The sequence below is a fragment of the Schaalia sp. lx-260 genome (assembly GCF_021083645.1).
In the GTDB taxonomy this organism is placed as follows: Bacteria; Actinomycetota; Actinomycetes; order Actinomycetales; family Actinomycetaceae; genus Pauljensenia.
Window position 1 is genome coordinate 458,962 of sequence record NZ_JAJNRQ010000001.1, and the last position, 12,169, is coordinate 471,130.

General features: G+C 56.4%; 13 protein-coding genes and 1 pseudogene. All 14 read left to right on the plus strand.

Annotated features, from left to right (window positions below; genetic code table 11):
• The first annotated feature begins 9 nt into the window (after positions 1-9).
• The 14 genes and pseudogenes from LRP57_RS01880 (at position 10) to LRP57_RS01940 (ending at position 12,145) form a co-directional block, all read left to right on the plus strand.
• Complete coding sequence (locus tag LRP57_RS01880; RefSeq protein ID WP_231204507.1) at positions 10-444, plus strand: DUF1617 family protein; 435 nt, start codon at positions 10-12, stop codon at positions 442-444.
• Positions 444-578: a hypothetical protein gene (locus LRP57_RS08230; RefSeq protein ID WP_269213792.1), complete on the plus strand. Its 135-nt coding sequence runs from the start codon at positions 444-446 to the stop codon at positions 576-578. Before LRP57_RS01880 ends, LRP57_RS08230 begins: the two co-directional genes overlap by 1 nt.
• Positions 579-630: 52 nt before the next feature.
• Entirely contained in the window at positions 631-1,209 is a 579-nt protein-coding gene (locus LRP57_RS08235) for a phage holin family protein (protein ID WP_269213793.1), read from the plus strand.
• A 183-nt stretch (positions 1,210-1,392) separates the two neighbouring features.
• Positions 1,393-2,160 (plus strand): N-acetylmuramoyl-L-alanine amidase, encoded by a 768-nt coding sequence (locus tag LRP57_RS01890; protein WP_231204509.1) that lies wholly within the window; start codon positions 1,393-1,395, stop codon positions 2,158-2,160.
• Positions 2,161-2,731: 571 nt separating this feature from the next.
• Positions 2,732-2,935, plus strand: a complete 204-nt coding sequence (locus tag LRP57_RS01895) for a hypothetical protein (RefSeq protein ID WP_231204511.1) — start codon at positions 2,732-2,734, stop codon at positions 2,933-2,935.
• Between the two features lie 71 nt (positions 2,936-3,006).
• Positions 3,007-3,936, plus strand: coding sequence for a recombinase family protein (locus tag LRP57_RS01900; protein WP_231204513.1), 930 nt, complete (start codon positions 3,007-3,009; stop codon positions 3,934-3,936).
• Entirely contained in the window at positions 3,927-4,274 is a 348-nt protein-coding gene (locus tag LRP57_RS01905) for a recombinase zinc beta ribbon domain-containing protein (RefSeq protein WP_231204515.1), read from the plus strand. The genes LRP57_RS01900 and LRP57_RS01905 overlap by 10 nt, the downstream gene beginning before the upstream one ends.
• Positions 4,267-5,748, plus strand: coding sequence for a recombinase family protein (locus tag LRP57_RS01910; protein WP_231204517.1), 1,482 nt, complete (start codon positions 4,267-4,269; stop codon positions 5,746-5,748). The genes LRP57_RS01905 and LRP57_RS01910 overlap by 8 nt, the downstream gene beginning before the upstream one ends.
• 509 nt (positions 5,749-6,257) lie before the next feature.
• Positions 6,258-6,434, plus strand: coding sequence for a phage tail protein (locus tag LRP57_RS08345; protein ID WP_442984699.1), 177 nt, complete (start codon positions 6,258-6,260; stop codon positions 6,432-6,434).
• A 151-nt stretch (positions 6,435-6,585) separates the two neighbouring features.
• Positions 6,586-6,912, plus strand: a pseudogene (locus LRP57_RS01920) (tape measure protein); the annotation flags it as partial.
• A 12-nt stretch (positions 6,913-6,924) separates the two neighbouring features.
• Positions 6,925-7,110: a hypothetical protein gene (locus LRP57_RS01925; RefSeq protein ID WP_231204520.1), complete on the plus strand. Its 186-nt coding sequence runs from the start codon at positions 6,925-6,927 to the stop codon at positions 7,108-7,110.
• A gap of 165 nt (positions 7,111-7,275) precedes the next feature.
• Positions 7,276-7,926, plus strand: a complete 651-nt coding sequence (locus LRP57_RS01930) for an N-6 DNA methylase (RefSeq protein ID WP_231204522.1) — start codon at positions 7,276-7,278, stop codon at positions 7,924-7,926.
• Positions 7,923-9,557, plus strand: a complete 1,635-nt coding sequence (locus LRP57_RS01935; protein ID WP_231204524.1) for an Eco57I restriction-modification methylase domain-containing protein — start codon at positions 7,923-7,925, stop codon at positions 9,555-9,557. Before LRP57_RS01930 ends, LRP57_RS01935 begins: the two co-directional genes overlap by 4 nt.
• Positions 9,557-12,145 carry a DEAD/DEAH box helicase family protein gene (locus LRP57_RS01940; RefSeq protein ID WP_231204526.1) on the plus strand — a complete coding sequence of 863 codons (2,589 nt, stop codon included), beginning with the start codon at positions 9,557-9,559 and terminating at the stop codon, positions 12,143-12,145. The genes LRP57_RS01935 and LRP57_RS01940 overlap by 1 nt, the downstream gene beginning before the upstream one ends.
• The last annotated feature ends 24 nt before the right edge of the window (positions 12,146-12,169 follow it).

Below are 12,169 nucleotides of genomic sequence, written 5' to 3' on the forward strand. Positions count from 1 at the left end.
CACCCCCCTATGGCTGTATTGAAGATTCGCAACCACCATCTACCTGCTATCACCGGCCTACTTGATGGGCTAGAACTAGCCGGTAGCGCATCACGTGCCAGAACCAAACTCCACGCCTCGCTCCTTGTTCACCTTGAAGCATTGGGAGCATCTGAGGTGGAGCTGGCTCGCCAGTACGCCACCCTCGACCAAGACGGAGAAATCCTGTTGGATGAGGCCGGTGGCTTCACACTCAAGGACCCCGGTCAGGCTAGTGAGTTCAAGGCCGAACACCAGGCCCTCATGGGTGAGGCTGTATTGCTTCCCGAAACCTACGAGAATCAATACGCCGTCCTGACCAAGGCTCTGGCCGAGTACCCAGGCACGTTCTCCGGGACTGACGCCACAGCCTATGACCTGCTGTGCGACGCGTTAGAAGAGACCACCGGGAAGGAGGTGCCCTGATGGAGATTGATCCCACCCCACCAGAACCCGTGGTCGCTCAACCACTAACGCCACCAAAAGAAGCAGAACCACCGCCCCTGGTGAAACCTGAAACCCACATCCTCACAATCCCACCAAGCCCCGATGGCCAATGAAGCCTCGGGGCTTTTTCATGCCCAAACCTCTCTTGGAAGGAACTGATTTCTCATGCCACTAGACCACTACCTACGCACCATCGCCGGAATCATTGGCGCAGGGGCTGGTTGGGTATTTGGCACCCCCGACGCCCTGCTCTACACCTTGCTCGCGTTCATCACCGCCGACTACATCTCCGGGGTGATGGCAGCGATCGCCACCCGAAAACTCTCCAGTGCGGTTGGGTTTAAGGGGCTGTTTGGCAAGATGCTCATCCTCACCTTCGTTGCCTTGGCCCAGCTGATGGACACCCACGTGCTTGGTGGGGTGGGGGTGCTTCGCGGGGCGGTGATCTTCTTCTACATCGCCAACGAAGGTATCTCCCTGATTGAAAACGCCACCGTCCTGGGCCTGCCAGTACCACCCAAGTTCAGCCAGGTCCTAGCCACCCTCACCGAGCGTGAAAGCACTGCAACGGATGGTCTTTTGGGCTCGGCCCACGGTCGCCACGCCGCAACAAACACGAGTGAGCCGGTGGCGGTGCCGCGTCCGCACATTCCTCTAACCCCAAGTGTTTCCGAGGTGCGTAAACCACTAGCCCACACCACCAAACCCGCGCCCGATGAAGAGACGGGTGGTGATGGTGACTAAACCCGCCTCCCACCTGCCAGCCATTCTCACTGCTTTGGCCAGCACCCTGATGCTCGCCTCAGTAATCGGGGTGGGCTGGTGGGTGTGGGACCAGGCCACCACCCCGCTACTGACTGTGCTGATTTGGTTGCACGTGATCGTCCAACCCTAAAACCCATCCACCACATCAAGGAGAAAACTGCTATGTCTTACACGATTGACCATTCCCATGACGCCACCGCTTTCACCCGAGGCCGCCAAGGCCACCGCATTAAATACATTGTGGTGCATCACTGGGATGACCCTGCCAAACACCCCACCTTTGAGGGCACTATCCGCTGGTTCGAACGCGGCGGCAACAACACATCCGCACACTACGTGGCTGAGGCTGGACGTGTCGCCCAACTGATTGCAGACGGGAACACCGCCTACCACGCCGGCAACTGGACAAAGAATTTGGAGTCTATTGGGATCGAATGCAACCCCCGCTGCAATGAGGCCGACAAAGCCACCGTGGCTGAACTAATCCGCGACCTGCAAGCCAAGCACGGGCCGCTGACCATTCTTGGACACAAGGACTGCTCTTCTACGGACTGCCCAGGACGCTACTACCCACCCACCACTGTGCTCGCACCATGGCTAGGCGGAGGTGGCGGCAACGCCAAACCCGCCACTACTGCAAGCGCGCCTTCCGGTGACCTGAACGCACTGGCGGATGCTGTGCTGCGTGGCGACTATGGCAATGGTGACGAACGCCGACGCCGGCTCGGCTCGAAGTACGCTGCTGTGCAGGCCATTGTGAACCAGCGCCTGGGCTACGGTTCCACGCCCGCCTACTCAGGTCCTGACCTGAATGCTTTGGCGGATGCGGTCATCCGAGGCGAGTTCGGCAATGGCGAGGAACGCAAACGACGCCTGGGAGCCAACTACAAGGCTGTCCAAGCCCTAGTGAACAAGAAGCTCGGCTACTAAAACAGCCGGGCTTCAACCCTTTTCATGCGCCCTCACCTGGCCCTTCACTGGGTTGGGTGGGGGCGCTTTTTGCGTATCTGGGGGTGGGGGTTATAAATCGTGGCCGCTGAGAGCCCTCCATACGTCAGGAAAGTTTTTCTCGTATGGAGGTTGGCATGGCTGTGGATGCGCTTGTCAGAGAGCAGGTGTTTGCGCTTCGCCGTCGGGGTCACTCGTTTGGTCAGATCGCTTTGGAAGTGGGCTTGAGTCGCAACACGGTCAAATCGTTGTGCCGTCGCCAGAGCATCAACACCGAGAACCCGAGTGCTGTGGATGGCGGGGTGGTGTGTGAACAGTGCGGCCAAGAAATTGAGGCTTGCATGCCGGTGCCTCGTCGCCGGTTTTGCTCTGCTACTTGCCGCCTGGCTTGGTGGCATGCCCACCCCGAGCACCTTAACCGTCAGGCTATTTATTCCTTCACTTGTGCGCACTGCGGTGAGGGTTTTAGCGCGTACGGGAATAAGGGTCGTAAGTACTGCTGCCATTCGTGTTATGTCCGTGCCCGGTTTGGCACTAAGGGCGGTCGGTGCTGATGGGCGGGCAGGACCTAGCCAGTGAGGTGGCCTTGTTGCAGGGGGCGCAGTTCGTGTCAGCCCTCGTTGCTGGGGGAGTGCTTGATCAGGACCAGGCACGTGTGGTGTTGGAGGGGCTGACCGAGGCGTTTCCTAATGCGGTGGTGGGGCGGTTGTTTGTGCGCGTTGGAGTGGATAAACCGCAGGTTTTAAGCGTTCATTGAAACACCAAGAAGCAAAGAAAACCCTTAGGTGGATGCAGAGAGTTGTGGATTGAGGTGACAAGGGGAAGGTTATGGCAGGCAGGGTTGAAGTGATTACCCCGACAAGTGTGGGGGAGAGGTTACGGGTGGCGGCGTATGTGCGGGTTTCAACCGAGCATGAACGCCAGCTCTCGTCATTGTCTGCCCAGGTTTCGCATTATCTGCACCTGATTGAGTCCACCCCAGGGTGGGAGTTTGCCGGGATTTTCTCAGACGAAGGCGCAACTGGTACTAAACGTAGTGGGCGCGTTGGCCTAGCGGACTTAATGGGCCTGGCGCGCTCTGGTGGGGTGGATGTGGTGTTGTGTAAGTCGATTTCGCGTCTGGCCCGAAACACCACGGACTTACTCGAGGTGGTGCGTGAACTAAAAAGCCTAGGTGTATCAGTGCGCTTCGAGCGCGAGAGTATCGATACTGCCAGTGCCCAAGGCGAGGTTCTCTTGACTTTGCTTGCCGCTTTCGCGCAGGCAGAATCCGAGACGAACAGTGCGAATGTGAAGTGGGGGATACGCAAAAAATACGCTGATGGCACCCCACATTCACGCCACCCCTACGGGTACGCCTACCAGCAAGGCACCCTAGTTGTTATTGAGGAAGAAGCGGTGGTGGTGCGCCGCCTGTTCAACAACTACCTGGCTGGTATCAGCCCAGAAAAGACCGCCCACATGCTCAATGATGAGGGTGTGCTTCCTAGGTCGGGGCGAAAGTTTCGGGGCAAGACGATGCGCAAGTGGCTAGAAAATGAGGTGTATGCGGGGCGGGTTGTGTGCCAAAAATACTTCCGCCCCCACCTAGCCATCAGCACGGTTCAACGTAATGAGGGGAGCTTGATTCGTGGGTGGTTGATGGTGCCCATGAGCCCATCATCGACCCGGCGCTCTTCGACCAAGTCCAACAGATACTGGCCATGCGCCGCCAAGTCGGTCGGGCACGCACCCCAAGTGGGGGCAGCATGGCTTTGACCTCGAAAATCACCTGCACAGTGTGCTCGAAACATTTCCACCGTCGCACCAAAACCAGAACGGGAACAAGCCACAAGTTCTGGTGGTGCTACAACGCGACCCGCGGCCAGGGCAATCCCTGCCAGGCACCACAAGTACGCGAAGAGACCCTCAAACACATCTGCCAAGACGCCCTCGGCCTCGATACGTGGGATGAGGAAGCTGTCATTACGGGGATTAACACCATCACAATCAGCCCCGACCGGAGCGTGTGCGTGGAGTTGGCGGGAGGGAGCATCCGGCGCTACCAGACTGACGGTCACCCAAGTATGGAAGGAGAGGTGAGAAGCGTTGGCTAAAACGATTACGGCAATACCCGCCACCAAAACTATCCAAAGTACCCTCGGGCATACGCCGAACGTGGTGCGTCGGGTGGCAGCCTACGCGCGAGTGTCTACGGACATGGAAGAACAAGCCCAGTCCTATCGCTCCCAGATCGACTACTACACGAAGTTGATTAATTCGCGTGCTACTTGGCAGTTCGCAGGCATGTACTCCGATGAAGGTATCAGCGGCACCTCCACAACCAAGCGCGTTGGCTTCCAAAACATGATCCGCGACGCCCTAGAGGGAAAAATTGACTTAATTATCACCAAGAGCGTTTCACGCTTCGCTCGTAACACTGTTGATTCGCTGACCACCGTCAGACGTCTTAAAGACGCCGGGGTAGAGGTGTGGTTTGAGAAAGAAAACATTTTCACCTTCGATTCCAAAGGTGAACTGCTCATCACCATCATGTCCTCCCTGGCCCAGGAAGAATCAAGAAGCATTAGCGAGAAGGTGACCTGGGGGCACAGGAAACGCTTCGCAGACGGAAAAGTTCTCGTCCCTTACTCATCCCTACTTGGCTACAAGAAAGGTGAAGACGGAAACCTCGAGGTCGATGTTGAACAAGCTAAGGTGGTGCGACGTATCTACGCCCAGTTCCTCTCCGGTGCCTCACCAGCCCAAATCGCCCGCGACCTCACTAGGGATAAAATCCCCACGCCTAGGGGTAAGCAAATCTGGCGCACCCACACAATCCGCTCGATCCTTACCAACGAGAAATACAAAGGCGATGCGCTACTGCAAAAGACCTACACCGCTGACTTCCTGACCAAAACCATCAAACCCAACAACGGCCAGGTCGCCCAGTACTACGTGCACGGCAACCATGAGGCCATCATTGCCCCTGACGTGTGGGAATTAGTCCAAGCAAAACTTGCCTACCACGCCAAAGACGCCACCTCATACAAGCACCCGTTTTGCGGGCGAGTGATCTGCGGACACTGCGGTAGCGCCTACGGGCGCAAGGTGTGGCATTCGGGAACCAAATACCAAAAACACATCTGGCGCTGCTGCGCCAAGTACGAGAAAAACACCCGCTGCAACACCCCACATGTATCCGAAGAAGACATCCAAGAAGCCTTCAACCAAGCAGTAACCAGCCGCTACGCCGCTACCAAAGGTGTACAGAGCACACTGGGCTTGATCGAAACGAAAGTGCTGGCTATTGATGAGCTAAAAACCCGCCAGCAGAACATCACCGCCAACCTCGAGCAAGTTCAGTCACGCCTTAGTCAGCTGATCACTCTGGCTACCCACCACGCCATCAGCGCCGGCGAATACGACCAGCAATACCAGCAACTCGAAACTGAGAGGGCAGAGCAAGAACAGCGCTACCAAGAACTGAGTGCAAAGATTGCCTGGGCGGAGGAGAAAATCGCTGCCGCCAAAAACATCGCCCGCTACCTAGAAAATCAAGGCACCCTCCAATACTCAGAGGCCGCTTAGCTCACCCTCGTCGAGCACGCCACCATCCACGCTGACGGCATCATCATCACTTTCAAGGACGAAAACTAAGTCGAGCTCGACAGCACACGGCCGTCAACATTTGCCCCAAACTAACCTCACCTCGTAGCGGTGAGGTGGAATGACCTGTGCTGCGACGCTGCACCCAACTGCACCCACCTTCGGGAAAATGCGCCCAGCAGGCCCCTTGTATCATTCGCTGGCACTAAAAAACCACTAGGACGCTCATTTTGATACAAGGTGAGCGTCCTTTTTGGCCAATAGGCCAACTCCGTGATCGGCATTTGAGAAAACGAAGACCGGCCCTGGACTCCCACCTCGGTGGGTAGCGGAACCGGTCATGTTGACATTAAGACTAGGTCATAGCTCAGGGGCAGGCAACCTCAACTTTCGGGGTGTGGTTATAAATCTGGCGTGCTCGAAGCCCTCCTGCTAGGAAGCCATAACTTTCCGTGTTGTTCATCTGTCGGCTTCCTAGGAAGGAGCCGATCATGGCTGCTAATACTCTCCAGACATTCGCGAATGATGCATTCGGGACGATCCGCACCGTCGAGCAGGAGGGCACGATTCTGCGCCGTAACAAGCCCGATAGCAAGGGACGCCACCCGTGGAAAGCCGAAGCCGCCGAAGGGGCTTCCAAAGTCACATCCAAAACGATCACCGACTGATATAAGGCCGTCTACGAGCCTGCCGCACCGTCCGTATCAAGCTAAGGAGAACCAAACATGACAACGAAAAATGTGGCTTCTGATGCGGTAGTGGTTATTGGCGGACGCTCCGATGAACTGATATTGACCATGCGTGCCACGAGAGAATATGCAAACCCTGCTGGCCTTTGGCATCAGCCTGGAGGGCGCGAAGAAGCACCTGATGCATATTGGTGACATCTCCCAAGGTGATGCGCAGAAGATGGAGTCACTGACCTTGGCGTTCGCCCAGATGTCCTCGACAGGCAAGCTGACCGGCCAAGACCTGATGCAGATGATCAACGCCGGTTTCAACCCGCTGGAGGAGATCTCCCGTAAGACCGGTAAATCCATCGGCGAGCTGAAAGAGGAGATGGCTAAGGGCACGATCAGCGCCGAGATGGTCACCGGGCCCAACGCGGAACTCCGCGACAAGATCCGCGCTCTCCAGAACCAATAAGAAGTCGTCACCGTGCATACCGTCATCGCGTTCGATGCTGACGAAGAGTCCTTCTTCGCCTATATCACGAGGCTGTCCGCTGACGAACGCCCCGCATTCGGGATCCCTGTTTATCGGCTGCTCACGTTCCGCATGAAGCGTCAAGGCAAGGGTGGCAGTGACGGGCAACTTGAGTTCAGCTTTGACGAGTTTGATTGAGCAAACCGCATGATTGTGGGGCACGCACGGCCCCGCCTCACCCCTCCGAGAGCCCAAAGAACCGATAATGGAAGACAGGGTGTCTCCTCGCGGCTGTTTCGAGCATCGAGCTGAGACAACCACGGCAGCCGCGATGCTCCACGCTGGAGCAGGCCAGGAGGAGATGTGAGCGAGCAGGTGCAACTAGTTAAGTCGAAGCAGCGCGTGGCCGATCATGGCGAGGTATTCACCCCGGAATGGATGGTCAACGACATGCTCGACCTGGTCAAAGATGAGTCGGAGCGTATCGATGCCCGCGTCTTGGAGCCGGCTTGCGGTGAGGGCGCTTTCCTTCAGGAGATCTTGCGCCGCAAGCTCTCGACTGTTCAAACCCGCTACGGCAAGAACGACTTTGAGTGCCGCCACTACGCGCTCTTGGCTCTCATGAGCACCTATGGCATTGAGCTGCTTGCTGACAATGCCAAGATCTGTCGCGCCAACCTTCTCGCTATCTTCACGGACTTCATCGGTGAGGATCCTGACGGCACGTGGGTGGCGGCGGCTCGCGCAGTCCTGGAAATCAACATCGTGCAGGCCGATGCTTTGACCATGACGGTCCCCAGCGGGGAGCCTTTGACCTTCGCCGAGTGGGGTTACCTTGGGGCGGGCAAGTTTCAACGGAGAGACTTCCAGTATCAGAACCTGACAAAACGTGCGGCTTTTGGGGAGGACACCTTGTTTGGTTCCATGGACATGGCTGAAATCTTCACCCCCGATACCTCTTTCCCTCCAATGACTGTGGCCGAAGTTGCCGCTAGAGGAGCGCAGCAAGCATGAGCGTGTCGAACCTCCTGTTGAACAAGCACAACCCTGATGTGCTCACCTGCATCGCGAACCTCTCGAACGATGAAGTGTTCACGCCTCCAGAGATGGCTGCAGCGATGCTTGACCTCGTCACCGAAGCATGGGCACGTGACCATGACGGGGAGAACCTGTGGGCGAACCCGAACGTCCGGGTATTAGATCCGTTCGTCAAAACCGGGGTATTTCTACGGGAGGCGACCCGCCGTTTCAACGAAGGCCTCATTACCGTTATTCCTGATGCTCAGGAGCGGGTCAACCACATCCTCACCAAGCAGATTTACGGGATTGCTATCACTGAGCTCACTGCCCTCATGTCCCGCCGCAGTGTGTACTGCTCGAAGTACGCTAACAGTGAGCACTCCATCTGTACCGCCTTCGACACACCAGACGGTAATATCTGGTTTGAACGCACCGAGCACACCTGGGATGACAAAACCGGCACACGCGAAAGCCGTGTTGACCCACTCTCCAGCGAGGAAATCTTTATCCGCACTGGCCGACGCTGCTCCTACTGCGGGGCAGGCGAGAACGACTACGGGCGCGGCGAAGACCTTGAGACCCACGCCTACGCCTTCATCCACACAAACAACATTAGGCAACGCATTAACGAAATCTTTGGAGCAGACATGCACTTTGACCTGGTGATCGGAAACCCGCCGTATCAGTTGAATGCAAATGGTGGCAATCGAGATATTCCAATCTATCAATATTTTGTGCAGCAAGCGAAGCAGCTGGATTCTAGATATCTAGCCATGATTATCCCTTCGCGTTGGATGAGCACCGGACTGGGTTTGTCTGAATTTCGGAAAGAAATGTTGTCGGACAAGAATATTCGCGCTCTTGTGGATTACCCATCATCGGCCGAGGTATTTCCTGGTGTTGAGGTGCGGGGGGGGGTAAGCTATTTTTTGCGAACTTCAACGCCGAATGACTCATGTAGTGTAACAACTGTCACTGCCGGGTTAGTGGACGGGCCACATGAACGTGACCTGAGTGAATTTGATGTATTTGTGCGGCATTATAAGGCTTTAAGTATTCTTAGAAAAGTTCTTACAGCGTCTGAGGAATCGATCCAAAATATTTTATCGGTGGACAAAGAATTTGGTTGGACTTCAAATTTCAAAGGCTTGTCAAAGACTCGAACTCATACTTCTGTCCCAGTCTACTGTATTCAAGAACGAATGCGACAGATCAAGTACATCGATCGGGCGGAGGTTTGCAAGAGTGAGCATCTACTCTCTTATTGGAAAGTCCTGATACCGGAGGCGGCGTCCGATGGTGGACAGAGACTACCGGACATCGTCTTAGGAAAGCCATGGATCGCGCCGTCAGGATCTGCATGCACTCAGTCTTTCCTCTTTTTCTACGTGGACACCGAAGCGGAGGCGCGATCCATCGAAAGTTACTACCGCACGCGATTCTTCAGATTTCTCGTTTCATTGCGAAAAACGACACAGCACGCACCACGTGCAACATATACCTGGGTTCCAATGCAAACCTGGGACCACGAGTGGACCGATGAGGAGTTGTACGCCAAGTACGGGATCACCGATGAGGAGATCGCGTTCATTGAGTCGATCGTGCGCCCGATGGAGGATGAGTGATGGTCAGGCGGGATGAGGAGCTTCTTCCTTCTAAGCCCTCGGCACGGCTTCGGATTTATGCGTGGTCTTTGAAGAATCCTCCTGCTGGCTATGAGGGCCTGATTAAGGTTGGTCAGACAACCAAGGAGGATGTGCGCGAGCGGATCCGTGAGTCCCAGGGGCAGATGCAGCAGGAGTTCACTCTGCATGCTGACATTATTGCTGAGTGTGAGGACGGCACCCTCTTTCGGGACAAGGACGTCATCCAGCGCCTGAAGGCGAAGGGCTTTGCCAACCCTCACTTTGGGTCAGCGACGGAGTGGGTGCGCTGCAAACCTGCTGATGTGCTCACTGCTATCGCGGAACTGCGCACCGGCGTGGAGTACACGGGTGAGCGATACCAGACCTTCGCGATGCGCCCGGAGCAGACACGTGCCGTTGAGCAAACCCTCGCCTATTACAACTCCATCTGGGAAGAGGATCCGGGCGCGGTGCCGCGTTTCTTATGGAATGCGAAGATGCGTTTCGGCAAGACCTTCACCACCTATCAGCTCGCCAAGCGTATGGGTGCCAAGCGTGTGCTGGTGGTGACCTTTAAGCCTGCCGTGCAAGACGCGTGGCGTGAGGACCTGGCTAGCCATGTAGATTTTGAGGGCTGGCGGTATCTGAGCGCGAAAACCCTCGATGAGGGTATCGAAGTCAAGGCAGATCAGCCTTTGGTTTACTTTGGTTCTTTCCAGGACCTCCTCGGGCGTGATAAGAGGACCGGCCTGATCAAGTCGAAGAACGAGTGGATTCACACCGTCAACTGGGACCTGGTGGTTTTCGACGAGTACCACTTCGGTGCCTGGCGGGACAACGCTAAGGCCCTCTTCGAAGGTGAGGATGAGAAAGAAGCGGCCAAGGAGCTCAATGCTGAGTACCACGAGGGGCTGGCCGCCTTCGATGAAGAGCTCGACGAGCTCGGCAGCGATGAGGATGACTTTCTTCCTATCACCACCCGCTCCTACCTCTACCTCTCGGGTACTCCTTTTAAGGCTCTGGCCACAGGCGAGTTCATTGAGGAGCAGATCTTCAACTGGACCTACACCGACGAGCAGCTCGCTAAGCGCCAATGGGCTGTTGAACATCCCGGTGAGTGGAACCCGTATGCCGCACTACCACAGATGCGTCTGCTGACCTACCGAATGCCCGATGACCTCGTGGCTATCGCGCACCAGGGTGAGTTCGACGAGTTCGACCTCAACACCTTCTTCGAGGCCACAGGTAGCGGTGACGAAGCTGGGTTTGTTCACGAGTCGGATGTACAAAAATGGCTGGACCTGATCCGTGGCGAGCATGCGCCCACGCAGATGGACATGCTCAAAGCTGGCGGCCGCCCACCCTTCCCTTACGCGGATGCCCGTTTGCTTCCTTACCTCCAGCACTCGTTCTGGTACCTGCCGAACGTTGCTGCCTGCCAGGCCATGGCCAACCTGCTCGCTGCCCGACATAACACCTTCTGGCACCAATACAAGGTGATCGTCGCCGCTGGAGCGGGCGCTGGGGTTGGGGTTGAAGCACTCCCACCTGTGCGTGAGGCGATCGGGGATGGGCACGATACAAAGACCATTACGCTCTCGTGCGGCAAACTCACCACCGGGGTGACCGTCAAGCAGTGGTCATCGATCCTCATGCTGCGCAACCTCACCAGCCCGGAGTCCTACTTCCAGGCCGCTTTTCGGGTGCAATCCCCGTGGGCGATTAAGAACCCAGATGGGGATGACCCAAGCCGGGAGAAGATCCTCAAGCCTGTCGGGTTTGTCTTTGACTTCGCGCCAACCCGTGCTCTGCGTCAGATTGCCGACTACGGCACGGGGCTTCATCCCGAGGCTAAGAGCCCCGAGCATGCCGTCGCTGAGCTCGTCAACTACCTGCCGGTACTGGCCTATGACGGCGCCTCGATGAAAGAGATCGACGCGGGCGAGGTGCTTGACATCGCCATGTCTGGAACCTCAGCCACCCTGCTGGCAAAGAAATGGGAGTCCGCGATCCTAGTCAACGTCGACAACATGACACTCAAGAAGATCATGAACGACGAGCGTGCCATGGAGGCCATCCTTAATATCGAAGGATTCCGCGCCCTGGGTGCTAGCATCTTCGAGACCGTGGTGAACAAGAGTGAATCCGTGTCGAAGACCAAGAAGGAAAAGGGCGACTCGCTGACCACGAAGGAGAAGAAGGAACTCTCAGCCGAGGAGAAGGACTACAAGTCCAAACGCAAGCAGATCCAGGAAAAGCTCATCAAGTTCGCTACCCGGATCCCCGCGTTCATGTACCTGACTGACTTTAGGGAGAACACGCTCTACGACGTCATCACCAAGATCGAGCCTGAACTGTTCAAACGAGTCACCGGCCTATCCGTGGAGGACTTCAACCTCCTGGTGAACCTGGGAGTCTTCAACTCCATCCACATGAACCAGGCAGTCTTTGCGTTCCGCCGCTACGAGGACGCCTCCCTGTCCTACGTGGGCTACGCCTCCCATGCAGAGCAAAAGCGCCGCAAAGACCTCCATAAAATCGGCCTCTACGACACCGTCATCACCATCGAAAGGAACAACCGGCGGTAACGAGTGGGCGGTTGGTCATCCCTT

Coding starts and splice junctions, on each gene's coding strand:
- LRP57_RS08345 (WP_442984699.1), top strand. CDS start 6,258: ATGGCTGCTAATACTCTCCAGACATTCGCGAATGATGCATTCGGGACG.
- LRP57_RS08235 (WP_269213793.1), top strand. CDS start 631: ATGCCACTAGACCACTACCTACGCACCATCGCCGGAATCATTGGCGCA.
- LRP57_RS01880 (WP_231204507.1), top strand. CDS start 10: ATGGCTGTATTGAAGATTCGCAACCACCATCTACCTGCTATCACCGGC.
- LRP57_RS01900 (WP_231204513.1), top strand. CDS start 3,007: ATGGCAGGCAGGGTTGAAGTGATTACCCCGACAAGTGTGGGGGAGAGG.
- LRP57_RS08230 (WP_269213792.1), top strand. CDS start 444: ATGGAGATTGATCCCACCCCACCAGAACCCGTGGTCGCTCAACCACTA.
- LRP57_RS01895 (WP_231204511.1), top strand. CDS start 2,732: ATGGGCGGGCAGGACCTAGCCAGTGAGGTGGCCTTGTTGCAGGGGGCG.
- LRP57_RS01935 (WP_231204524.1), top strand. CDS start 7,923: ATGAGCGTGTCGAACCTCCTGTTGAACAAGCACAACCCTGATGTGCTC.
- LRP57_RS01890 (WP_231204509.1), top strand. CDS start 1,393: ATGTCTTACACGATTGACCATTCCCATGACGCCACCGCTTTCACCCGA.
- LRP57_RS01940 (WP_231204526.1), top strand. CDS start 9,557: ATGGTCAGGCGGGATGAGGAGCTTCTTCCTTCTAAGCCCTCGGCACGG.
- LRP57_RS01905 (WP_231204515.1), top strand. CDS start 3,927: ATGGCTTTGACCTCGAAAATCACCTGCACAGTGTGCTCGAAACATTTC.